This is a genomic window from Myroides sp. A21 (genome assembly GCF_000807225.1).
Taxonomy (GTDB): domain Bacteria; phylum Bacteroidota; class Bacteroidia; order Flavobacteriales; family Flavobacteriaceae; genus Flavobacterium; species Flavobacterium odoratimimum.
Map to the genome: position 1 here is coordinate 1485046 of NZ_CP010327.1, position 22440 is coordinate 1507485.

Annotated in this window: 26 protein-coding genes; 7 read left to right on the top strand and 19 right to left on the bottom strand. The window is 35.6% G+C overall.

Annotated elements, in window-relative coordinates; translation table 11 throughout:
- Positions 1–5: 5 nt before the first annotated feature.
- From nuoK to pdxA, 18 genes are all read right to left on the bottom strand, one after another.
- Positions 6–326, bottom strand: a complete 321-nt coding sequence (gene nuoK / locus MYRA21_RS06810) for an NADH-quinone oxidoreductase subunit NuoK (RefSeq protein ID WP_006257701.1) — start codon at positions 324–326, stop codon at positions 6–8.
- 2 nt (positions 327–328) lie between these two features.
- A complete protein-coding gene (locus tag MYRA21_RS06815) occupies positions 329–844 on the bottom strand; it encodes an NADH-quinone oxidoreductase subunit J (protein WP_006257700.1) in 516 nt (171 codons plus the stop codon).
- A 2-nt stretch (positions 845–846) separates the two neighbouring features.
- Entirely contained in the window at positions 847–1392 is a 546-nt protein-coding gene (locus MYRA21_RS06820; RefSeq protein WP_006257699.1) for an NADH-quinone oxidoreductase subunit I, read from the bottom strand.
- Between the two features lie 2 nt (positions 1393–1394).
- Entirely contained in the window at positions 1395–2429 is a 1035-nt protein-coding gene (gene nuoH / locus MYRA21_RS06825) for an NADH-quinone oxidoreductase subunit NuoH (RefSeq protein WP_006257697.1), read from the bottom strand.
- 12 nt (positions 2430–2441) lie between these two features.
- Entirely contained in the window at positions 2442–3467 is a 1026-nt protein-coding gene (locus MYRA21_RS06830) for a 2Fe-2S iron-sulfur cluster-binding protein (RefSeq protein ID WP_006257696.1), read from the bottom strand.
- Positions 3468–3508: 41 nt separating this feature from the next.
- On the bottom strand, positions 3509–4867 hold the full coding sequence (gene nuoF, locus MYRA21_RS06835; protein WP_006257695.1) for an NADH-quinone oxidoreductase subunit NuoF: 1359 nt from the start codon (positions 4865–4867) through the stop codon (positions 3509–3511).
- Positions 4868–4871: 4 nt separating this feature from the next.
- Complete coding sequence (gene nuoE / locus MYRA21_RS06840; protein WP_006257694.1) at positions 4872–5402, bottom strand: NAD(P)H-dependent oxidoreductase subunit E; 531 nt, start codon at positions 5400–5402, stop codon at positions 4872–4874.
- A gap of 4 nt (positions 5403–5406) precedes the next feature.
- Positions 5407–6642 (bottom strand): NADH-quinone oxidoreductase subunit D, encoded by a 1236-nt coding sequence (locus MYRA21_RS06845; RefSeq protein WP_006257693.1) that lies wholly within the window; start codon positions 6640–6642, stop codon positions 5407–5409.
- Between the two features lie 19 nt (positions 6643–6661).
- Positions 6662–7183 carry an NADH-quinone oxidoreductase subunit C gene (locus tag MYRA21_RS06850; RefSeq protein WP_006257692.1) on the bottom strand — a complete coding sequence of 174 codons (522 nt, stop codon included), beginning with the start codon at positions 7181–7183 and terminating at the stop codon, positions 6662–6664.
- 1 nt (position 7184) lies between these two features.
- Complete coding sequence (locus MYRA21_RS06855; protein ID WP_006257691.1) at positions 7185–7736, bottom strand: NADH-quinone oxidoreductase subunit B; 552 nt, start codon at positions 7734–7736, stop codon at positions 7185–7187.
- A gap of 14 nt (positions 7737–7750) precedes the next feature.
- Complete coding sequence (locus tag MYRA21_RS06860; RefSeq protein ID WP_006257690.1) at positions 7751–8116, bottom strand: NADH-quinone oxidoreductase subunit A; 366 nt, start codon at positions 8114–8116, stop codon at positions 7751–7753.
- Between the two features lie 209 nt (positions 8117–8325).
- Complete coding sequence (locus tag MYRA21_RS06865) at positions 8326–8526, bottom strand: cold-shock protein (protein WP_006257689.1); 201 nt, start codon at positions 8524–8526, stop codon at positions 8326–8328.
- Positions 8527–8780: 254 nt separating this feature from the next.
- Positions 8781–10130 (bottom strand): acetyl-CoA carboxylase biotin carboxylase subunit, encoded by a 1350-nt coding sequence (gene accC / locus MYRA21_RS06870; RefSeq protein WP_006257687.1) that lies wholly within the window; start codon positions 10128–10130, stop codon positions 8781–8783.
- Between the two features lie 72 nt (positions 10131–10202).
- The gene (gene accB / locus MYRA21_RS06875; protein ID WP_006257686.1) at positions 10203–10691 is read right to left on the bottom strand and encodes an acetyl-CoA carboxylase biotin carboxyl carrier protein; all 489 of its coding nucleotides are present in this window, start codon (positions 10689–10691) and stop codon (positions 10203–10205) included.
- A gap of 24 nt (positions 10692–10715) precedes the next feature.
- The gene (locus MYRA21_RS06880) at positions 10716–11714 is read right to left on the bottom strand and encodes a beta-ketoacyl-ACP synthase III (protein ID WP_006257685.1); all 999 of its coding nucleotides are present in this window, start codon (positions 11712–11714) and stop codon (positions 10716–10718) included.
- 161 nt (positions 11715–11875) lie between these two features.
- Positions 11876–12073 (bottom strand): 50S ribosomal protein L32, encoded by a 198-nt coding sequence (gene rpmF / locus MYRA21_RS06885; RefSeq protein WP_006257684.1) that lies wholly within the window; start codon positions 12071–12073, stop codon positions 11876–11878.
- 9 nt (positions 12074–12082) lie between these two features.
- On the bottom strand, positions 12083–12706 hold the full coding sequence (locus tag MYRA21_RS06890; protein WP_039328758.1) for a DUF177 domain-containing protein: 624 nt from the start codon (positions 12704–12706) through the stop codon (positions 12083–12085).
- Positions 12707–12756: 50 nt separating this feature from the next.
- Positions 12757–13827, bottom strand: coding sequence for a 4-hydroxythreonine-4-phosphate dehydrogenase PdxA (pdxA, locus tag MYRA21_RS06895; protein WP_006257682.1), 1071 nt, complete (start codon positions 13825–13827; stop codon positions 12757–12759).
- A 57-nt stretch (positions 13828–13884) separates the two neighbouring features.
- On the opposite strand from pdxA, the gene MYRA21_RS06900 reads away from it, so the two are divergent.
- The 4 genes from MYRA21_RS06900 (at position 13885) to MYRA21_RS06915 (ending at position 16166) form a co-directional block, all read left to right on the top strand.
- On the top strand, positions 13885–14478 hold the full coding sequence (locus tag MYRA21_RS06900; protein WP_006257681.1) for a riboflavin synthase: 594 nt from the start codon (positions 13885–13887) through the stop codon (positions 14476–14478).
- A gap of 68 nt (positions 14479–14546) precedes the next feature.
- The gene (locus tag MYRA21_RS06905) at positions 14547–15128 is read left to right on the top strand and encodes an RNA polymerase sigma factor (protein WP_006257678.1); all 582 of its coding nucleotides are present in this window, start codon (positions 14547–14549) and stop codon (positions 15126–15128) included.
- Positions 15129–15130: 2 nt separating this feature from the next.
- A complete protein-coding gene (locus tag MYRA21_RS06910) occupies positions 15131–15358 on the top strand; it encodes a hypothetical protein (RefSeq protein WP_006257677.1) in 228 nt (75 codons plus the stop codon).
- Entirely contained in the window at positions 15342–16166 is an 825-nt protein-coding gene (locus MYRA21_RS06915; RefSeq protein ID WP_006260495.1) for a hypothetical protein, read from the top strand. The genes MYRA21_RS06910 and MYRA21_RS06915 overlap by 17 nt, the downstream gene beginning before the upstream one ends.
- Positions 16167–16624: 458 nt before the next feature.
- On the opposite strand, the gene MYRA21_RS06925 is transcribed toward MYRA21_RS06915, so the two are convergent.
- A complete protein-coding gene (locus MYRA21_RS06925) occupies positions 16625–17452 on the bottom strand; it encodes a universal stress protein (protein ID WP_006257674.1) in 828 nt (275 codons plus the stop codon).
- A gap of 170 nt (positions 17453–17622) precedes the next feature.
- On the opposite strand from MYRA21_RS06925, the gene rimP reads away from it, so the two are divergent.
- Genes rimP through infB form a run of 3 tightly spaced genes read left to right on the top strand, consistent with a single transcriptional unit; the run spans position 17623 to position 22385 of the window.
- Positions 17623–18090: a ribosome assembly cofactor RimP gene (rimP, locus tag MYRA21_RS06930; RefSeq protein ID WP_006257673.1), complete on the top strand. Its 468-nt coding sequence runs from the start codon at positions 17623–17625 to the stop codon at positions 18088–18090.
- 14 nt (positions 18091–18104) lie between these two features.
- Positions 18105–19343 carry a transcription termination factor NusA gene (gene nusA, locus MYRA21_RS06935; protein WP_006257671.1) on the top strand — a complete coding sequence of 413 codons (1239 nt, stop codon included), beginning with the start codon at positions 18105–18107 and terminating at the stop codon, positions 19341–19343.
- A gap of 45 nt (positions 19344–19388) precedes the next feature.
- A complete protein-coding gene (gene infB / locus MYRA21_RS06940) occupies positions 19389–22385 on the top strand; it encodes a translation initiation factor IF-2 (protein WP_006257670.1) in 2997 nt (998 codons plus the stop codon).
- Positions 22386–22440: the final 55 nt, after the last annotated feature.

A 22440-nucleotide genomic window follows, 5' to 3' on the forward strand; every position in this document is an offset into this window, starting at 1 on the left:
CGGAATTATCCTTTTAAGTTTTTTAATTTATCAATATCAATTGATCCAATATTTCTGTATATCGTTACTAATATGGCTAACCCAACAGCAACTTCTGCTGCCGCTACCGCCATCGTAAAGAATACGAATACCTGTCCCTGTGCATCTTGATGATATGTAGAAAACGCTACTAATAGCATATTAGCAGAGTTCAACATAATCTCGATACACATAAACATTACAATTGCGTTACGTCTATATAGAATACCAAATACTCCGATGCAGAATAATATGATCGATAAGTAAATGTATCTGTCTATACCAATTATTTCAATTACATTCTCCATAATTATGCTTCTTTATCGGTTTTGTCCTTTTTAGAGATTAGTACTGCACCTATCATAGATAATAATAATAGAACAGCTACCATTTCGAAAGGCATTACGTATTCATTTAATAATACTTTACCTAGTACTTGTACTGATTGGAAGTCTTGTCCATGAGTTGCGTATTGCAATTCATAAGTTTGAGCTCCACGCATAGTAATAGAAAGCAATAATAAACCTACTAAACAGAAAGCTATTGTAGCAACAACTTTAGTGATAAAAGGTTTAGAGACTTCATGGCTTATATTTAAGTTCATTAACATGATTGTAAATAGCATTAAAATCATGATAGCACCAGAGTAAACCATAATATGTACCATTCCTAAGAACTGAGAGTTTAATAGGATGTAGTGACCAGCTATTGAAAAGAAACTTACCACTAACCACAAAGCACTATGGATAGGGTTTTTGCTCAATAGGGTAAGTACTGCACTTCCGAGTGTTATAGTCGAAAGAATATAAAATAATATTTCTACCATGATTAAGCTTGATTCTGTTGTTTAGTATTTTCGATTGCTACATCTAGTGGCATAACTAATTTGTCTTTTCCAAAGATGAAGTTCTCACGAGTAACATCTGCTTTAGCAATTTGTTTAGATGTAGTCAAGTAAATTGCTTGTTTTGGGCAAGCCTCTTCACATAAACCACAAAATATACAACGAAGCATATTAATCTCGTATATCTCAGCGTATTTCTCCTCGCGATAAAGATGTGCTTCTTCAGGTTTGCGTTCTGCTGCTTTCATTGAAATTGCTTCTGCAGGACATGATAATGCACATAAACCACAAGCTGTACAACGTTCTCTACCTTCGTCATCACGCATTAGCATATGTCTTCCGCGATATACATCACTGAAAGGTCGTTGTTGTTCTGGATAAGCGATAGTCACTTTTTTCTTAAACATGTGTTTTAAGGTAACCATCATTCCTTTGAAGATAGCTACTAAGTAGATCTTCTCTGTCCAAGTCAGCTTCTTATTAGAAACTTCCTTTTTTCTTCCTGATAATGAATAAGTATTTGTCGACATGCTTAACTTTTTACTAGTAAGATTACAATAGCTGTAATCACTAAATTCAACAATGCTAATGGAATTAATGATTTCCATCCTAAGTTCATCAATTGATCATAACGGAAACGTGGTAAAGTCCAACGAACCCACATATAAACAAATATGAAGAAACATATTTTAACGAATAGAGCGAAAATACCTATTACGTTTGCAATATTTACTCCCCAGTTTTCTACAGCCCATGACATACCTGGATAGTTATACGCTCCAAAGTATAGTACAGAGATGATAGCTGATGAGATAAATAAGTTTGCATATTCAGCGAAAAGGAAGAATCCCATCTTCATAGAAGAATATTCTGTGTGGAATCCTCCAATTAGTTCTTGTTCACATTCTGCTAAGTCAAAAGGCGCACGATTAGTTTCAGCAAATGAACAAATCAAGAAGATTAAAAAACCAACTGGTTGGTAGAATACGTTCCAGTTCATTCCTTGTTGTTGTAATGCTATTTCTCGCATGCTTAATGACTGAGTCATTAATAGTAATGATATTAGTGAAAGTCCCATTGCGATTTCATACGAAATCATTTGAGAAGCAGCACGAATACCACTCATTAAAGAGTATTTATTATTTGATGCCCAAGCTCCAATCATGATACCGTATACTCCTACAGAAAGTACTGCGATGATATATAGTAAGCCAACATTTAAGTCAGCAGCTTGTAATATAATATCTCTTCCAAATAAATGAAACTTATCTCCCCAAGGAATAACAGCACTAGTCATTAATGCTAATGTCATCGCCAGGAAAGGTCCAAACTTAAATAAGAATTTATTTGGTGTGTTTGGTTGTGTTTCTTCTTTAGCGAATAGTTTTAAACCATCTGCTAGGGGCTGTAATATACCTCCTTTACCAGCACGGTTAGGACCTAGACGGTCTTGTATCCAGGCAGCAATTTTACGTTCTGCTAACGTGGCATACATCGCCATAAGCATCGTAACTGCAAACACAACTACAATGATAACTGCCTTATCTATAATAATAGTTTTATCCATACTTATGCCGATTTATTCTTTTGATTCATTATCTGTAAAAGGAATTTCCTTCATACTAATTTTAACGCGGTCTTGGTCACGTCCTTCTAAGATATGTTTTTCTGTTTTCATTACTACTTTATCTAATTTCTTAGTGTAGTTGTTTTGATTGATAACAGAGAATTTCTCAAACTTACGTGGTCCTTCAATAACCCAGTCTTTTGTGTCTTTGTGGTCAAAACGACAACTGTTACAGATAAATTCTTCTACTTCGTGGAATTCATCTTTACGAGCTGTTACTCTTTGGATTTCTTCTCCGAACATCCATACTGTTACTTTACCAGAACATGTAGGACAATCTCTATGTGCGTTATAAGGTTTGTTAAACCAAACACGTGATTTAAAGCGGAATGTTTTATCTGTTAATGCTCCTACAGGGCATACATCTATCATGTTTCCAGAGAACTCATTATCAATTGCAGCTGATATATAAGTTGATATTTGTGCGTGATCACCACGTCCACATACACCGTGTACTCTTGCGTCTGTTAGTTGTTCTGCTGTCTTTACACATCTATAGCAAAGGATACAACGATTCATGTGAAGTTGAATATTGTCTCCTATATTTTCAGGAGCGAATGTTCTTTTTTCTTCTTTGAAGCGTTTCTGACCTTTACCATGGTCGAAAGCTAGGTTTTGTAAATCACATTCACCTGCTTGGTCACATACAGGACAGTCAAGAGGGTGGTTGATTAATAAGAATTCAGTAACTGCTTTACGTGCTTCTAGTACTCTTGGAGAAGAAATACTTTTTACCTCCATACCGTCCATAACTCCTGTTTTACAAGAAGCCATTAACTTAGGCATAGGACGTGGATCTGCTTCACTACCTTTAGATACTTCCACTAAACATGCTCTACATTTTCCTCCTGTACCTTCTAGTTTTGAATAATAGCACATTGCAGGAGGTACTGATTCGCCTCCTATCATTCTTGCTGCTTGTAGAATGGATGTCCCTGGTTCTACTTCTATTTCATGTCCGTCTATAGTAACTTTCATAAACTGTGCTTTGTTTAAGCTGAATATTTAGTCAGCGTATATTATTTATTGATCAAGTGTTTTACTGTTGAGAAAGGCTCATTCACATAGTGATTTCTATCTTTAACTTTCTCTGGATATAAAACGTGATATTCAAACTCTTCTCTAAAATGTCTTATGGCTGCAGCTACTGGCCATGCAGCAGCATCTCCTAAAGGACAAATAGTGTTTCCTTCAATATTGCTCTGGATGCTCCATAATAAATCGATGTCATCCATAGTTCCGTTACCCGTCTCTATACGGTGTAATACTTTTTCAAGCCACCCTGTACCTTCACGACATGGAGAACATTGTCCACAACTTTCATGAGCATAGAAACGAGCGAAGTTCCAGGTGTTTCTAACGATACAAGCTGTATCATTATAAACGATGAATCCTCCAGAACCCAACATAGATCCTGTTTCGAATCCTCCATCAGATAACGATTCATACGTCATTAGACGATCTTCACCATTAGCTGTTTTATAGATTAAATGCGCTGGTAAGATTGGTACTGAAGATCCCCCAGGGACTAGTGCCTTGATAGGACGATCATCTATCATACCACCACAGTATTCTTCTGAGTTAATAAATTCATGAACAGTGATACCCATTTCGATTTCGTATACTCCAGGTTTTTTGATGTGTCCTGAAGCAGAAATAAGTTTTGTACCAGCTGATCTCCCTAATCCTAATTTAGAATACGCTTCTCCAGAGTTGTTTACAATCCATGGAACGTTAGCAATAGATTCTACGTTATTTACCACTGTAGGATTACCCCATAGTCCACTTACAGCAGGGAATGGTGGTTTGATACGAGGATTACCTCTTTTACCTTCTAGTGATTCGATAAGAGCAGTTTCTTCTCCACAGATATAGGCTCCTGCACCACAGTGTACGTGTAGATCTAATGAATAGTCTGACCCTAAGATATTTTTACCAAGCCATCCAGCAGCATAAGCTTCTTTTATAGCTCTTTCTAGTATTTTAAAAACCCACATATATTCTCCACGAATATAGATGTAAGATAGGTTAGCCCCTAAAGCGAAACTTGATGTAATCATTCCTTCTATTAATAAGTGAGGAATATGTTCCATTAAGTAACGGTCTTTAAAAGTACCTGGTTCAGATTCATCCGCATTACAAACTAAGTGTCTTGGTTTGCCTGACTTTTTATCGATGAAACTCCATTTTAATCCTACTGGGAATCCAGCACCTCCACGACCTCTTAAACCAGAAGCTTTTACTTCTTCCGTGATTTCATCAGGAGTCATAGATTTTATAGCTTTCTCTACAGAAGCATAACCACCATTTTGACGGTATACTTCATAAGACTTAATCCCTGGGATATTGATTTTATCTAATAATATTTTTGTTGCCATATTACTATTTGTCGTGAAGAATTACTTTACCAGCTTTACAATCTTCTATGATTTGATCTATTTTTTCTTTTGTCAAGTGCTCTTTATAGAAATCTCCTAATTGCATCATTGGAGCATATCCACAAGCACCTAAACATTGAACACCTGCTATAGAGAACATTCCATCAGGAGTTGTTTCTCCTGGTTTTATGCCTAGCTTTTCACAAGCGTATTCCATCATATCATCAGCACCTCTAATTCCACAACAAGATGTTAAGCAGAATTCGAACATATACTTACCTACTGGTTTTTGGTTGTACATTGTATAGAATGTAACTACCTCGTATACTTCGATAGGAGTTATGTTTAGCATTTCAGCGACTTTGTCCATTAGTTCTGCACTTAACCAGTTGTCATGAGCATCTTGTACCTCATGTAAGACTGGTAATAGCGCTGACTTTCTTTTATCAGCAGGGTAGTGGCTAATCAACTCATCAATGCGTTGTTGCAACTCTGGTGTGATATTTATGTTTTGTTTGTATTTTTTAACTTCCATAATCTTAAGCGTCTAATTCTCCTGCGATAATATTTAAACTTGACAGTGTAATAATAGCATCTGATAGCATACCACCTCTTACGATGTCATTATATGCTTGATAGATGATAAAACAAGGTCTTCTAAAGTGTAAACGATAAGGAGTTCTACTACCATCAGTGATTAAGTAGAAACCTAATTCTCCATTACCACCTTCTACAGGATTGTATAGTTCTGTAACTGGCACAGGTACTTCTCCCATGATTATTTTAAAGTGGTAGATAAGTGCTTCCATATTAGTATAAACATCTTCTTTTGGAGGAAGGTAATAATCTGGTACATCTGCATGGTATGGACCTTCAGGCATTTTGTCTAATGCTTGTCTGATGATTTTTAAACTTTCCCATACTTCAGCATTACGAACGCAGAATCTGTCGTAACAGTCACCACTTGTACCAACTGGAATATCAAAGTCAAAGTCTTCGTAAGAGCAATATGGTGAAGCAATACGTACGTCATAGTCAACTCCTGCCGCTCTTAAGTTAGGACCTGTGAATCCGAAGTTAATAGCTTCTTCAGCAGAGATTCCACCTACACCTATTGTTCTGTCCATAAAGATTCTGTTACGCGTAAGTAACCCTTCAAATTCAGACCAGATTGCAGGGAATTCTCTTAAGAATTCTTCGATTAGTTGGAATACCTTTGGAGACCACTCTCTCTCAAATCCTCCGATTCTTCCCATATTAGTAGTTAAACGTGCACCACTAATTTCTTCGAATATTTCGTATATTTTTTCTCTGTACTGGAATACATATAAGAACCCTGTAAGAGCTCCTGTATCTACCCCCATTACTGAGCTACAGATAATGTGGTCAGCTATACGAGCCAATTCCATTACGATAACTCTTAAATATTGAACTCTTTTAGGGATTTCAATACCTAATGCCTTTTCTACAGTTAACCACCAAGCAGTATTGTTGATTGGTGAAGAACAATAGTTTAGACGATCTGTTAATACGTTGATTTGATAAAAAGGTCTGTTCTCAGCTATTTTCTCAAATGCTCTATGTATATATCCTACTGTTCCTTCTCCATCTAGTACTTTCTCTCCATCTAGTAAGATGATATTCTGAAAGATACCGTGTGTAGCAGGGTGTGTAGGTCCTAAGTTTAATATCTGTAATTCTGTCCCGTCTTCTTGAAATTTCTCTTCAATAAGTTTAGCATATCGTTGCTCAGGAGGTAATAATAAATCTGACATAGTCTCGTTCCTTTAAGTATTAAGAATTATGAACCGTTCTACCAAAGAATCTATCATCTTTGTCTGTTCTACCTGCATCTTCCATTGGGAACTCTTTTCTTAATGGGAAAGATTCCATCTGGTCCATATTTAATATTCTCTTCAATTGAGGATGATTCTTAAAGATAATCCCATAAAAATCATATGTTTCTCTTTCTTGCCAGTTTGCACTTTTAAACAAATCTGTAGCAGACTCTACAACTGGGTTTTTGATATCTAAGAAGGTTTTAAAACGAACTCTAATATTATCTGTCCAGTTGTGCATGTGGTATACCACCGCTAATTGACGTTCCGAAGGTAAGTCAGCATAATGAACTCCGCAAATATCTGTAAGGAAGTTAAAGTTCATCTCACTATCTTCTTTTAAAAACTTAAGAACATCGTGCGAAGCATTAGTTGCAACTTCAAAAGACAACATTCCATGTTGTTCATGAAATTCACTAACTGACATACCAAATGTTTCAATTAGCCTTTTTTGTAATGTAGTATTATCTAATGCCATACTATTTGTTTATGTTGTAAGAATTTAATAATTCATCATATTCTTTCGTACCTCTGCGATTAACAGATTCAGATTTTACAATTTCTTGTAGTCTTAGTACACCATCTAGAATTTGTTCTGGTCTAGGAGGGCACCCTGGTACATAAACGTCTACTGGGATTACTTTATCTATTCCCTGTAGTACAGAGTAAGTATCAAAAATCCCGCCAGAACAAGCACAAGCTCCAACAGCAATAACCCATTTTGGTTCAGCCATCTGTTCATATACTTGTCTTAAGATAGGAGCCATTTTTTTAGAAATAGTTCCCATAACCATTAGCATATCTGCTTGTCTAGGAGAGAAACTCATACGCTCAGAACCAAAACGAGCTACGTCATACGTAGCTGCCATTGTTGCCATGAATTCAATTCCACAACAAGAAGTTGCGAAAGGTAGAGGCCACATTGAATTAGCACGTGCTAATCCAACTACTGAACTTAATTTAGTAGCAAAGAATCCTTCTCCTACATATCCTTCCGGAGCTTCTACTGTATTATATTTTTTATCGCTCATCTCTATCTATTTTATTAATCCCACTCTAGTCCTTTTTTCTTGAATTCATATAGTAATCCGATTATGATTAGGAATAAGAAAATTCCCATTTTCATTAAACCGTCCCAACCGAACTCTTGGAAGTTAACTGCCCAAGGGTATAAGAAGATTACCTCTACATCAAATAATACGAATAGTATTGCTACAAGGAAGTATTTTACATTGAATGGGATACGTGCACTACCTAGTGACTCTAATCCACATTCCCATGTACTGTCTTTAATTTTAGAAGATTTTTTGGGACCTAATTTACTAGAAACCCAAATTGTCATGGATACAAACCCAGCAGCTAGTGCTATTTGCATTAAGATTGGGATGAAATCAAGTTGACTTGCCTGCATATCTAAAGTATTTATATTAATACAACATACAAATATACATTTGAGTTCTCGTTTTACAAAGCTTTGGTACTCTAGGTGTTGCCTAGTTTGACTCTAATGGCTTAATATGTATTTGGATTAATTATAAATAGAATGCTAGGTAATAAAAAAAGCTATCCATTTTTGAAATGAATAGCTTCTTCGTAATTGAAAATTTATATTGTAAAAAATTAATTTCCTATCACTTCTACATCTACAGCGATTAAACCTTTTTTACCTTTTTCTTCAGTATAAGAAACGCGGTCACCTTGGTTAATGCTTTTAGTTTTTAAACCTGTGATGTGAACAAAAATGTCTTGTTTAGTAGCTTCATTTGTGATAAAGCCAAATCCTTTGTCTTCATTGAAGAACTTAATTACGCCTGTATGCATTGTATTGAAATAAATAAAATTATGTTCAAATATAATGTTTGTTTCGAACTAAGTTTAGTTTTTTTTGATTTTTTTTTAAAAATTAATGTTTATTTAATTGATGAGGAGATTTTTATTTTCAATTCTATAATATATTTCGAATAGTTTGTGTTACTTCTTGTAGTATTTGCTTTTTGTGGTGATGCGATAGGGCATAATTAAAAACAAAAAGGGCTATTCAGTTAAGAATAGCCCTTTGAGATATCTGATGTAGATTAATCCTCTAATGGTTTCATTGTGAAACTTTCCATAAATGCTGTTGTATAATTACCAGCGATATAGTTTGGATCATCCATTAATTGTCTATGGAATGGAATAGTCGTTTTGATTCCTTCGATTACGAACTCGTCTAATGCTCTTCTCATCTTGTTAATTGCTTCTTCTCTTGTTTGAGCAGTTGTAATTAACTTAGCAATCATTGAGTCATAATTAGGAGGAATAGAGTATCCAGAGTACACGTGAGTGTCTAGACGTACACCGTGTCCACCAGGTGTGTGAAGAGTTGTAATCTTCCCTGGAGATGGGCGGAAGTCATTGAATGGATCCTCTGCATTGATACGACATTCTATTGAGTGCATTTTAGGCAAGTAGTTTTTACCAGAAATTGGTGTACCTGCTGCAACTAAAATTTGCTCTCTGATTAAGTCATAATCGATTACTTGTTCAGTGATAGGGTGTTCTACTTGGATACGAGTATTCATTTCCATGAAGTAGAAGTTTCTGTCTCTGTCTACTAAGAATTCGATAGTACCAGCACCTTCGTATTTAATGAATTCAGCAGCTTTTACAGCAGCTTCACCCATTTTGTGTCTCAATTCATCTGTCATGAATGGAGAAGGTGTTTCTTCTGTTAGTTTTTGGTGACGTCTTTGGATAGAACAGTCACGCTCAGAAAGGTGACATGCTTTACCATAAGAGTCTCCTACTACTTGGATCTCGATGTGGCGTGGGTCAAGGATTAGTTTCTCCATGTACATACCATCGTTACCGAAAGCTGCAGAAGCTTCTTGACGAGCACTTTCCCATGCTCTGTCTAGCTCTTCTTCTTTGAAGATTTCACGCATACCTTTACCACCACCACCAGCAGTAGCTTTCATCATTACTGGGTAACCGATAGCTTTAGCTGTTTTTTTAGCGTGTTCTAATGATTCTAGTAATCCGTCAGAACCTGGTACAGTAGGTACTCCAGCTAATTTCATTGTTTCCTTAGCTGTAGCTTTATCTCCCATTTTTTCAATCATCTCTGGTCCAGCACCGATGAACTTCACACCGTGCTCTTGACAGATTTTAGAAAATTTAGCGTTTTCTGATAAGAAACCGTAACCAGGGTGTATAGCATCTGCGTTTGTAATTTCAGCAGCAGCTATTATGTTTGAAATCTTTAAATACGATAAGTTACTTGGAGCAGGTCCAATACAAACAGCTTCATCCGCAAAACGAACGTGTAAACTATCTGCATCCGCAGTAGAGTAAACTGCTACAGTTTTAATGCCCATTTCTTTACATGTTCTGATAACACGTAAGGCAATTTCACCTCTATTAGCGATTAATATTTTTTTAAACATCTCTTGAAACTTTAATTTAACTTTAGTGAGTTTACTTCGTTAGAAAGTAAAAATTGGTGTGTTATAAATTTCTTAAGATGGATCAACTAAGAATAATGGTTGATCAAATTCTACTGGAGAAGCATCGTCAACTAATACTTTAACGATTTTACCAGAAATTTCAGATTCGATTTCGTTGAATAATTTCATTGCTTCAATTACACATACTACATCTCCTGCTTTAATAGTTTTTCCTACTTCAGCAAATGGTTCTTTGTCTGGAGCTGGTTTTCTATAGAATGTTCCAATGATTGGAGATTTTACAGTGATGTATTTAGAATCTTCGTTAGCTGCAGTTTCAGTTGCAGCAGCAGCTGGTGCAGCTGGAGTTGCAGCTTGTTGAGCAACAGGAGTTTGAGATAAAGCAGAAGCTACTGGTACTTGTTGGATGTAAGTAGTTTCAGTATTACCTGTTTCAGTTGTTTTAATGGTGATTTTAAAATCATCCATTTCTAATTTTACTTCTGTAGCTCCTGATTTTGCTACAAATTTAATTAAGTTTTGAATCTCTTTAATGTCCATACCTAATGTATTGGTTAGTTGTTTTTATTTCGCTGTGTACGCCCACTTTAAGTACATTGCACCCCACGTGAAACCACCTCCAAAAGTAGCAAAAATAATATTATCACCCTTTTTAAGTTGTTTTTCATAATCGCAAAGTAGTAATGGTAAAGTGGCAGACGTTGTATTTCCGTATCTTTCGATATTCATTAATACCTTTGAGTCATCTAAGCCCATTCTGTGAGCTGTAGCATCAATGATTCGTTTGTTCGCTTGGTGTGCAGCTAACCAAGTCACATCTTCATGAGAAAGATTGTTTCGTTGCATAACTTTTTCACTTACATCAGCCATGTTTGATACAGCATATTTAAATACTGTTTTTCCATCTTGGAATACATAGTGTTGTTTGTTTGCAACAGTTTCTGCACTTGCAGGTAAGATAGATCCACCTGCTTCGATTTTTAAGAACTCACGGCCAACACCGTCGCTTCTTAAGTATTCATCTTGTACTCCATAGCCTTCTGTGTTAGGCTCGAATAATACTGCTCCAGCAGCATCTCCGAAGATAATACAAGTTGCACGATCTGTATAATCGATGATTGAAGACATCTTGTCTGATCCGATCAACAATACTTTTTTATATCTACCTGATTCGATATATGCAGAAGCTACTGACATACCATATAAAAAGCTAGAACAAGCTGCTTGTAAATCAAATGAAAATGCATTCGTTGCTCCAATTTTTGTTGCAACATAAACTCCTGTAGAAGCTACAGGCATATCAGGTGTCGCTGTTGATAAGATTATACAATCGATATCTTTAGGATCTGTGCCTGATTTGCGTAATAAATCTTCTGCGGCTTTGATAGCCATATAAGAAGCTCCTTCACCAGGTTCTTTAAGAATTCTTCTTTCTTTAATTCCTGTACGGCTAGTTATCCATTCGTCGTTTGTATCTACCATCGTCTCTAAGTCTGTATTGGTTAACTTAGTCTCTGGTAGGTAGCATCCGATCGCTGTAATGGCTGCGTGTATTTTTGTCATATGGTGTTGCTTTACTTTATAAAAACATTCCAAAAAGAAGCGAAAATTACAAAAAAAAAACGAATTAACGGTTCTTTGGAGGCGTAAAGTACGTTTTTTGGGCTATATACCAAAAAAAAACTCTCACACATTGTGAGAGTTAATTTGTACTTTGTCTAAAGTTATGCCTCTACTTCAGCTGTTTTGTCGATTACAACTTGCCCTCTGTAGTACATTTTTCCTTCATGCCAGTAAGCTCTGTGATATAAGTGAGCTTCTCCTGTTACAGGACATGTAGCGATTGTTGGAGCTACAGCTTTGTAATGAGTTCTTCTCTTATCTCTTCTTGTTTTCGAGGTTTTTCTCTTAGGATGTGCCATTTTACTATATTATTTATCCGTTAATAGTTTCTTTAATTCTGCCCATCTAGGGTCAATATCTTTATTTGTATTTTCTTCTTCCTCTTCTACATCATCATATTCTAGGTCGTCTATTAAGTCGAAGATTTCGTCATCTTCATCATCGAATAGACTGTCAAATTCGTCTTCATCCTCTTCATTAACGTAACCTAAGTAATCTAATGCTGCAGAATCTAATGTTCCATCTTTTACTCCAGGATGAACCCTTTTTTGTGGTATAGCTAGAACGATCATTTCATATATATATTGAGCTACATTTATTTGATGTTCAGTATATGGGATGATTAATATCTCGTCGTGATCATCATTAAATGAATCTCCAAATTTAACTACCAAATCAATTTCACTCTCTACTGGCATGTTAAAATCTTGGTTTGTCACATCACAAGGTACATTTGCTATACCTTTTGCAGTGAAGTGTAACTCAAATAGATTAATTTTCTTGTCTAAAAGAACGTTTATATCAGCATTAATATGATTGAAATCACTGTAGTTGTAGTTTTCGAAAAAACGGTCATCTACCTTAAAATCAAACGAATGCTTTCCGTTTTTTAATCCTGTAAAAGGTATTAAAAAGTCTTTTTCAATATTCATGGAATACATGATTTGAGCGTGCAAAGATAAAAAATTATTATAATTACAAGCTAGTTATCAAATTTTTTTGTGCTAAAATCTTTTTCTTGAGGCTGTAAAGGGTTTGCTGCTGCTTCGATATTTCTACTTCTATTGTTATAAATATCAATAGCTAGATATAGTGCTTCTTTAAAAGAAGTTTCGTCTGCAATGCCTTTTCCAGCTATTTCATAAGCAGTTCCGTGGTCAGGAGAAGTTCTAATCTTATCTAGACCAGCAGTATAGTTCACACCATGACCGAAAGAAAGTGCTTTGAAAGGGGCTAAACCTTGATCGTGGTAGCACGCTATCACTGCATCAAAGTGTTTGTGTGTTCCTGATCCGAAAAAACCATCTGCAGGAAATGGGCCTGAAATTAGAATACCTTCATCATTAAGTTTTTCTACTGTCGGTTTTATGATTGTTAATTCTTCATTACCTATAACACCGCCGTCACCAGCGTGTGGGTTTAATCCTAAGATAGCAATGCGTGGTTTAAATATATTGAAATCTTGAATTAAAGTATCGTTTATCGTTTTTACTTTTTGTTCGATTAATTCAGGAGTGATTGCTTTCGCTACATCTTGTATTGGTAAATGATCTGTTAGTAATCCTATTTTTAGATCTTCACTTACTAGTAGCATAAGAGCCTGACCTTCTAATTGCTCGTTTAGATAATCAGTGTGTCCAGGGTACTTAAACTCTTCGTCTACGCTATTATATTTATTGATAGGAGCTGTTATAAGTACATCTATCTCTCCATTTTTTAGAGCTTCAGTTGCTGCAACAAATGATTTGATAGCATATTTTCCAACGATGGGGTCATTTTTACCAAATGAAATATTAACGTTTTCTTTCCATAGATTTAGTACGTTTAATCTATTTGGGACAATTTGATTTAGATTGTCTATTCCTTGTATTGGTGTATTATTATCAATCGTTTTTTTTATATATGATAGAGGCTTTGAATTTCCGAATATAACAGGAGTGCAGATTTCTAGCATTCTACTGTCTTCGAAACATTTGAGTATAACTTCACTACCTATCCCATTTAGATCTCCGATAGAGATCCCTACTTTTATAATTTCTTCTTTGTGGCTCATAGTTTCGTCTAAATTATTCCTACTTTTGAAAGCAAATTTAATAAAATAAATGGAGTTATGTTTACAGGGATAGTTGAAAACATCGGAAATATCAAAAGAATAGAAAAAGAGCAAGAAAACTTACATATCACAGTAGAATCTGCATTTGCTAGTGAGTTACAGATCGATCAGAGCGTTTTACATAACGGTATCTGTTTGACAGTAGTAGCACTGGCAGATGTTGAATATACTGTTACTGCTATTAAAGAAACGATAGATGTGACAAGTATAGGACAGTGGCAAGTAGGGCAGGAGCTAAATCTAGAAAGAGCTATGCTGATGAATGGTCGCTTAGATGGGCATATCGTACAGGGACACGTAGATCATATCGCTACCTGTGTGAGTATTGAAGAAGTGGGAGGTAGTACATATTTTGGGTTTGAATATAAAAAGACGTCACAGCATGTGACGATAGAGAAAGGGTCTATTACTATAGATGGCACGAGTCTGACTGTTGTAGACTCTGGTATCAATACTTTTAAAGTTGCGATTATTCCATATACTTTAGAGCATACTATTTTTAAACATTATCAAGTCGGAACCGTGGTTAATCTTGAGTTTGATGTTGTTGGGAAGTATGTTGCTAAGTTGGTGCAATTGAGAAGTTTGTAGTAAATATTTAGTATTTTTATGGGACTATTGGTGTAAAAGACTTTACTTTGCACCTGAAAAAAAAGTATATGAAGTTTAATTCGCAAAATAGTAATTTTGCTGCGATGACGGATGAAGAGTTAGTACAATTCATTGTTCATAGTAGCAATACTAACTTATTTGGGATACTTTATGATCGGTACGCACAGAAAGTTTATGCGAAGTGTATTGGTTTTGCTGAGTCTAGGGATGTGGCAGAAGATCTTACACAAGATATTTTTGTGAAGTTGTATTTAAACCTAAAGAACTTTAGAGGTGATTCTAAATTTTCTACATGGTTGTATTCTTTTGCGTATAATCATTGTGTCAATTATTCTAGGTTAGTTCTTAAGAAGAAGAGAAATGAAGAAACATTGGATGATGAGAATCAATACGCATTATCTGTAGAAGACGAGATTTCGGATGAGGAGATATTCTCATTGAGTGTCGATAGGTTACAAGAGTCATTAGTAAGGTTGGATCCGGAGGACAAGATTGTTTTGTTGATGAAATATCAGGATGACAAGTCTATTAAGGAGATTTCCACCCTGTTGGATTTAGGAGAGAGTGCGGTGAAAATGCGACTCCACAGGGCTAAGAAAAAAATTGTTGAAATTTATAACTCGTTGTAATTATGGATAATCCGTTTAAAAAAATTCTTCAGGACGAAAAATTACCAGATTACTTAAAAGATAGGGTAATAGATAATCTCAACTTTATTAAGTTATCACTAGATGTGTCAGAACTTTATACTGTTAAGGTTCCTCAGGCATTAGGTAGCCTGATAGGAGAAAAAGATGTGAAAAAAGAAAATGAAATAATCAATAAAATTAAAAATAGTAAGGATGATGGAACGTTATAACTTTGAGTATCCTAGTCAAATGATTAACTCTGTAATGAGCTCGTTATTACAAGGATTGATAGGATTTGTTTTTTTAGTAGGCTATATTTTAATTTCTTGGTTAATAATTAAGGTATGTTCTTATGTCTTAAAGAAGCTGTTTAAGGTTATTCGCTTAGAGAAAATACAAAATCTATTAAGCGAAAATGACTTTTTGAATAAGGTGAATATCAAGATCAGTGTGTCTGATATCTTAATCTTCTTTGTAAAGGTGTTTTTAATCTTCTTAATGGTAGTAGTAGGAGCTGAGTTATTTGGTCTAGCTATTGTCTCTCGTGAGATTGGAAACCTGATGTTGTATATTCCTAAAGTGTTTGTAGCACTACTGATCTTCGTAGGAGGATTGTATTTTGCTACATGGGTAAAGAAAGCTATTGTGGAAGTGTTAAAGGCTGTTGACTTCAGTGGAGCACGTATGATAGGTAATATCTTATTCTATCTAATCTTGGTTTTTGTGTTTATTACTACATTGAATCAGATGGGTATAAACACAGATATTATTACTAATAATATCTCTATTATCGTAGGGGCTATCCTATTGACTGTAGCTTTATCATTAGGATTAGGGGCTAAAGATGTTGTGACTAGACTATTGTTCTCTTTTTACGCTCGTAAGAATCTAGAGTTAGGACAGCTAGTGCGTATCGATGGTCTAGAAGGATATGTGATCTCTATAGATAATATCTACCTATGTCTGTTAGTAGAAGGGAAGAAACACTATCTACCGATAGCTAAAGTATCAGAAAGTCATATCGAGATAATAAAATAGATTATTTATATAGCAGTAGCTATTAGCATATAATAAAAGGCGAATGTTCTCATGATATTCGCCTTTTTTAGTATTAGTATCTTGGATTAAGAGTTGTTCTCTAAGGTTACAGTTGTTGAATAAGGCTGTTTTTTTATTTTCTTTCCGCTCTTTTTGACTAGATATGGAGTTTATGACTTTGGTTGCTCTTTTTGTTTTATTATGAAGGACTGAGTTTTTTACAGAGTATTGATTTATAGAGGTATATTGTGTTTGGGCTTGGGGTTCTTCGGGTATTCTAGGGGTTTTCTTCGAGTTTGCTTGCCCAGAGAGGGGTTTTCTCGAAGAAATGTGCAAGGATAGTCGAAGGAATCTGCTAGGAACTAAAAGCAAAGAAGAGAGTAAATGAATAGAATAGGAGAAATAAAAAAGCTGATTGCGAATAGCAATCAGCTTTTTATATTATATAAGGATAGTACTTAGTCTATCTTGATAGTCAATACTGAGATAGGTGAGTGATTTACTAAATCTTCACTGATACTTCCGTTGAAGAAATGAGCTAACCCTGTACGTCCATGTGTAGCGATCGTGATTAGGTCTGCATTCGTTTTCTTAGAGAAGTTAAGGATTCCTTTTTCTACTGTTAGATCATTATAGATAGATAAGTCGTATTCTGTATCTGTGATGTCTTCTAAGAAGTCTTCTAATACTTGTTCTGCTACATGAGTAGGTTTAAAGCTATTAGGGGTGTTTACCATCAGTAGGTGTAATTTCGTGTCGAACATCTGGTGTAGACGTAGAATCTTTTTAAAAGGTTCTTTCATATTATCAGTAAAGTCAGAAGCGAATACAAGATCATTCACGTTGAAGTCATCCCCTTCTCCTTTAATTACTAATACAGGTGCGTCAGATGTTCTTACTACTTTCTGAGTATTAGAACCTACGAAGTATTCTTTCGCTCCGCTCGCTCCATGAGATCCCATTACGATAAGGTCTGCTTTATTCGTCTCTGCTGTCTTAGTCACGCCATAAGCCGTTCTGTCTAGGATAAGACTAGTAGATACCTTAATGCCTTCGAATAGGTCAGATAGGGCTAATTCTCTAAGTTTCTCTTCAGCAGCGTTCTTGAAGAACATTACTTCAGGAGCAGGAGTACCTTTATTGATACTATCATTTCCTTGTTGTGGCAAGTCCAAGATGTGTAATAGTAGTATTTCTGCATCTCCTTTTTTAGCTATACAAGCAGCTACCTTGATAGCGTTATAAGCTTGCGTAGAAAAATCTGTTGGGACTAGTATTTTTTTCATAGTGATATTTGTTGTTTTATTTCGATTTAATTACATGATTTAAAGTTAAGAATATAATTATCAATAGGCAAAAGTTTTATTTGTAATAAAAAAATTAATATCTTTGCACAGTTATTTATTAAAAAAGTTAAATAATGAGGGGACAAAGTAGTCCCCTCTTTTTATAGCATATGACATTAAAAAGTAAAGTACAAGAATTAATAGATAAGGCTTTAGAAGAGCATACATCTATATTTATTATAGATTTTACGGTGTCTGCTGACAATAAAATCACTCTAACTATAGATGGTGATGAAGGTGTGACATTACAAGATTGTATAAATTTTAGTAGAGCTATAGAGCATAATTTAGATAGAGAAGAGCAGGATTTCTCACTAGAGGTAGCATCAGCAGGTGCAACAGCACCTTTAAAATTACTTCGTCAATACCATAAGAACATTGGTAGAAAGCTAAAAGTGGTGACGCTAGATCAAGAGAAATACGAGGCTACTCTAGATAATGTGATCGATAATCAGATTGTCCTAAAGTGGAAGGCTAGAGAGCCTAAACCTGTAGGAAAAGGGAAGGTGACAGTAGAGAAAGAAGCTGTGATTCCTTTTGAGAATATTAAAGAAGCGAATGTTATAATTTCATTTTAAAATAAAAAAAGCACATGGAGAATAGAGATTTAGTAGATTCATTCTCAGAATTTAAAGACGAAAAAGATATTGAGCGTGTAACGCTGATGGCCATCTTAGAAGATGTATTTAGAAATGCATTGAAAAAAAGATTTGGTAATGATGATAACTTTGATATCATTGTTAACCCAGATAAAGGAGATTGCCAGATATTCAGAAACCGTGTAGTAGTAAATGATGGGGAAGTAGAGAATGATAACTATGAAATTTCATTATCTCAAGCACGCAAGATCGAACCAGATTTTGAAGTAGGAGAAGAAGTTTCAGAAGAGGTTAAATTAGAGGAGTTAGGAAGACGTGCTATTTTAGCATTGCGCCAAAACTTAAACTCTAAAGTGACTGAGCACGATAATACTACTTTATACAAACAGTTCAAAGATATTATTGGAGAAGTTTATTCAGCAGAAGTGCACCACATCCGCCCAAAAGTTGTAATTTTGATGGATGAGGAAGGAAATGAAATCGTTTTACCAAAAGATAAACAGATTCCATCTGACTTCTTTAGAAAAGGTGATACTGTAAAAGGAATCATCGAAGCAGTAGAATTAAAAGGATCTAAACCTCAAATCATCATGTCTAGAACTGCTACTGAGTTCTTAGAAAGATTATTCGAGCAAGAAATTCCTGAGATCGCTGATGGACATATCACGATTAAGAAAGTGGTACGTATCCCTGGAGAAAAAGCAAAAGTGGCAGTAGATACTTTTGATGATCGTATCGATCCAGTAGGAGCGTGTGTAGGTATGAAAGGATCTCGTATCCATGGTATCGTTCGCGAATTAGGAAATGAGAATATAGATGTAATTAATTTTACTAATAATACAGAATTATTCGTTAAGCGTGCTTTAGCACCTGCTAACGTAAATAAGGTAGTTCTGAATGAAGAGACTAAAAAAGCAAATGTTTATTTAGCTCTAGAAGAGGTATCACGTGCGATAGGACGTGGTGGACAAAACATCAAATTAGCTGGTATGTTGACTGGATATGATATTGATGTTATGCGTGAATTAAACCCAGAAGACGATGACGTAGAATTAAAAGAGTTCAAAGACGAAATCGACGAGTGGGTAATTGAAGAATTTGCAAGAATCGGTTTAGATACGGCTAAGAGCGTTTTAAGCCTAAGTGTTGAAGAGTTAATGAAACGTACTGATCTTGAAGATGAAACAATTGAGAATGTACTTAGAATCTTGAAAGAAGAATTCGAGGATTAATTACAAGTTAACAACACAACACATTTAATACACTAAAAGGATAATATGTCTGAAGAAAGAGCAATAAGAATTAATAAAGTTTTAAGGGAATTGAATATTTCTCTCGATAGAGCCGTTGACTTTTTAAAAGGAAAAGGTTTCGATATCGACGCAACACCTAATGCTAAAATTTCTGATCAAGAATATAGTGTTTTGTGTAAACAATTTTCTGCTGATAAAGGTAAGAAAGAGGCATCTATTGAAGTAAGTGAAGAGAAAAAGAAAGAGAAAGAGGCCTTGAAAATTGAGCGTGATAAAGAATTAGAGGAGAAGAAAAAACAAGAGGAAGCACGTATTAAGCGTGAACAAGAAATTATCCGAGCTAAAGCTGAAGAAATTGCAGCTATCAAAACTGTGGGTAAAATCGATCTTGAGCCTAAAAAAACTAAAGCTTCTTCAGACGATTCTAATAAAGAAAATAAATCTTTTGAAAAAGATGCCAAAGCTCCTGCTAAAGAGAGTAAGCAAAAACAAGCTAATGAGGTTATAGAGGATAAGAAAGAGACTGTCGCTAAACCTGTAGTTGATAAGGAAGCATCTAAAGTAACGAACTCAAATAAACAAGTGGAAGCTAAAAAAGAGGTGGAAAAACCAAAACAGAAAGAATCTGTAGCAGGAAGTAAGGATGCTTCATCTAACAAAGTGGATTCTAAAAAAGCAGAGTCTAACAAAGCGGAAGAGGCTGCTAAGACAGAAGAAAACGCAGGAGAGGAGATGATTAAAACTAATTATCAAAAACTTTCTGGTACTACTTTTACTGGACAGACTATCGATTTATCTCAATTCGATAAGCCTAAAAAGAAAAAAGAAGAGCCTAAAAAAGGTGGTAACAACGCTGGTAACAATGCGAAACCAGGTGCTGGTAATGCCGCTAATAAGAATAAGAGAAAACGTATAGCTAAACCAGGTACTGCTGAAGGTGGTAATACTACTAATAACAATAGCAATAATGCTAATGGTGGTAATAACAACAACAATAACAGAAACCAAGGTGGCGGGCAAAGAAATAACAACAATAATAACAATGCTGGTGGAAACAAATTTGGTAATAGAAACCAAAGACGTAACCAACAAGCTCCTGTAGTTAAGGCTGAGCCAACAGAAGAAGAAGTTAAAAACCAAATCAAGGAGACGCTAGAACGTCTTCAAGGTAAAGGTAATAAGTCTAAATCTGCTAAATACCGTCGTGATAAACGTGATGTACACCGTAAGAAAACGGATGACGAACAAAAAGCATTAGAAGCTGGAAGTAAAATATTAAAAGTTACTGAGTTCGTTACTGTAGGTGAGATCGCTACTATGATGGATGTGCCTATTACTAAAGTTATCGGTACATGTATGTCATTAGGTATCATGGTAACAATGAATCAACGTCTAGATGCTGAGACATTGACTATCGTGGCTGATGAGTTCGGATACGAAGTAGACTTTACTACTGCAGCTATTGAAGAGGCTATCGAAGAGGCTCCAGATAGACCAGAAGATTTAAAATCTCGTGCTCCTATCGTTACTGTAATGGGACACGTTGACCACGGTAAGACATCGTTACTTGACTACGTTCGTAAAGCTAACGTTATCGCTGGTGAGTCAGGAGGTATTACGCAGCACATCGGTGCGTATGGGGTAACTTTAGAAAATGGTCAAAAGATTACTTTCTTAGATACACCAGGTCACGAGGCGTTTACTGCGATGCGTGCACGTGGTGCGCAAGTAACGGATATCGTTATTATCGTAATCGCTGCGGATGATGACATCATGCCACAAACGAAAGAGGCTATTAGCCACGCTCAGGCGGCAGGTGTACCTATTATCTTCGCGATCAATAAGGTAGATAAGCCAACGGCTAACCCTGATAAGATTAAAGAAAAGTTAGCATCAATGAACTTGCTAGTAGAAGAATGGGGTGGTACTTACCAATCTCAAGATATCTCTGCTAAACAAGGTATTGGTATGACTGAATTACTTGAAAAAGTATTATTAGAAGCTGAAATGTTAGAACTGAAAGCTAACCCAGATAAGTTAGCAGTAGGTACTGTAGTAGAGGCATTCTTAGATAAAGGTAGAGGATATGTATCTACTGTATTAGTACAAGCTGGTACTCTTCGTGTAGGAGATTATTTATTAGCAGGATGTAACCATGGTAAAGTACGTGCTATGCACGATGAACGTGGTAAGTCTATTAAAGTAGCTGGTCCTTCAACTCCAATCTCTGTATTAGGTCTTGATGGTGCGCCAACTGCGGGTGATAAATTCAACGTATTCGAAGAAGAAAAAGAAGCAAAACAAATTGCATCTAAACGTACTCAGCTGATCCGTGAACAATCTGTACGTGCTCAACGTCACATTACGTTAGCAGAGATTGGACGTCGTATCGCATTAGGAGATTTCAAAGAATTGAACATTATCTTAAAAGGGGACGTGGATGGTTCTGTTGAGGCATTATCTGATTCATTCTCTAAATTATCTACAGAAGAAATTCAAATCAACATTATCCATAAAGGAGTTGGTGCGATTACAGAATCTGACGTATTGTTAGCATCTGCTTCTGACGCGATCATTATCGGATTTAACGTTCGTCCTATGGCATCTGCTAAAGTATTAGCTGATAAAGAAGAGATTGATATCCGTAACTACTCTATCATCTATGCTGCTATCGATGACCTTAAAGATGCAATGGAAGGTATGTTATCTCCAGAGCTTAAAGAAGAGGTTACTGGTACTGCTGAGATCCGTGAGTTGTTCAAAATTTCTAAAGTGGGAACTATCGCTGGATGTATGGTTACAGATGGTAAGATATTCCGTAGCTCTAGAATCCGCTTAATCCGTGAAGGTGTAGTAATCTACACTGGAGAGTTAACTGCTCTTAAACGTTTCAAAGATGACGTTAAAGAAGTTTCTAAAGGATATGATTGTGGTATTCAGATTAAAAACTACAACGACATTAAGGAGTATGACGTAATCGAAGCTTTCCAAGAAGTAGAGGTTAAAAAGAAACTTAAATAGTATAAAATATAGTTAATAAGAGAGGGTTACAGTGATGTAACCCTTTTTTTATGTC

Bases quoted from the DNA above. Each gene is read 5' to 3' on its own strand.
- MYRA21_RS06850 (WP_006257692.1), bottom strand. From the start codon at position 7,183: ATGGCATTAGATAATACTACATTACAAAAAAGGCTAATTGAAACATTT.
- rimP (WP_006257673.1), top strand. From the start codon at position 17,623: ATGACATTAAAAAGTAAAGTACAAGAATTAATAGATAAGGCTTTAGAA.
- pdxA (WP_006257682.1), bottom strand. From the start codon at position 13,827: ATGAGCCACAAAGAAGAAATTATAAAAGTAGGGATCTCTATCGGAGAT.
- infB (WP_006257670.1), top strand. From the start codon at position 19,389: ATGTCTGAAGAAAGAGCAATAAGAATTAATAAAGTTTTAAGGGAATTG.
- MYRA21_RS06910 (WP_006257677.1), top strand. From the start codon at position 15,131: ATGGATAATCCGTTTAAAAAAATTCTTCAGGACGAAAAATTACCAGAT.
- nuoK (WP_006257701.1), bottom strand. From the start codon at position 326: ATGGAGAATGTAATTGAAATAATTGGTATAGACAGATACATTTACTTA.
- nuoH (WP_006257697.1), bottom strand. From the start codon at position 2,429: ATGGATAAAACTATTATTATAGATAAGGCAGTTATCATTGTAGTTGTG.
- MYRA21_RS06845 (WP_006257693.1), bottom strand. From the start codon at position 6,642: ATGTCAGATTTATTATTACCTCCTGAGCAACGATATGCTAAACTTATT.
- accB (WP_006257686.1), bottom strand. From the start codon at position 10,691: ATGGACATTAAAGAGATTCAAAACTTAATTAAATTTGTAGCAAAATCA.
- nuoF (WP_006257695.1), bottom strand. From the start codon at position 4,867: ATGGCAACAAAAATATTATTAGATAAAATCAATATCCCAGGGATTAAG.
- MYRA21_RS06925 (WP_006257674.1), bottom strand. From the start codon at position 17,452: ATGAAAAAAATACTAGTCCCAACAGATTTTTCTACGCAAGCTTATAAC.
- MYRA21_RS06915 (WP_006260495.1), top strand. From the start codon at position 15,342: ATGATGGAACGTTATAACTTTGAGTATCCTAGTCAAATGATTAACTCT.
- MYRA21_RS06865 (WP_006257689.1), bottom strand. From the start codon at position 8,526: ATGCATACAGGCGTAATTAAGTTCTTCAATGAAGACAAAGGATTTGGC.
- MYRA21_RS06905 (WP_006257678.1), top strand. From the start codon at position 14,547: ATGAAGTTTAATTCGCAAAATAGTAATTTTGCTGCGATGACGGATGAA.
- nuoE (WP_006257694.1), bottom strand. From the start codon at position 5,402: ATGGAAGTTAAAAAATACAAACAAAACATAAATATCACACCAGAGTTG.
- MYRA21_RS06900 (WP_006257681.1), top strand. From the start codon at position 13,885: ATGTTTACAGGGATAGTTGAAAACATCGGAAATATCAAAAGAATAGAA.
- MYRA21_RS06830 (WP_006257696.1), bottom strand. From the start codon at position 3,467: ATGAAAGTTACTATAGACGGACATGAAATAGAAGTAGAACCAGGGACA.
- nusA (WP_006257671.1), top strand. From the start codon at position 18,105: ATGGAGAATAGAGATTTAGTAGATTCATTCTCAGAATTTAAAGACGAA.
- MYRA21_RS06890 (WP_039328758.1), bottom strand. From the start codon at position 12,706: ATGAATATTGAAAAAGACTTTTTAATACCTTTTACAGGATTAAAAAAC.
- MYRA21_RS06820 (WP_006257699.1), bottom strand. From the start codon at position 1,392: ATGTCGACAAATACTTATTCATTATCAGGAAGAAAAAAGGAAGTTTCT.
- MYRA21_RS06855 (WP_006257691.1), bottom strand. From the start codon at position 7,736: ATGAGCGATAAAAAATATAATACAGTAGAAGCTCCGGAAGGATATGTA.
- MYRA21_RS06860 (WP_006257690.1), bottom strand. From the start codon at position 8,116: ATGCAGGCAAGTCAACTTGATTTCATCCCAATCTTAATGCAAATAGCA.
- accC (WP_006257687.1), bottom strand. From the start codon at position 10,130: ATGTTTAAAAAAATATTAATCGCTAATAGAGGTGAAATTGCCTTACGT.
- rpmF (WP_006257684.1), bottom strand. From the start codon at position 12,073: ATGGCACATCCTAAGAGAAAAACCTCGAAAACAAGAAGAGATAAGAGA.
- MYRA21_RS06815 (WP_006257700.1), bottom strand. From the start codon at position 844: ATGGTAGAAATATTATTTTATATTCTTTCGACTATAACACTCGGAAGT.
- MYRA21_RS06880 (WP_006257685.1), bottom strand. From the start codon at position 11,714: ATGACAAAAATACACGCAGCCATTACAGCGATCGGATGCTACCTACCA.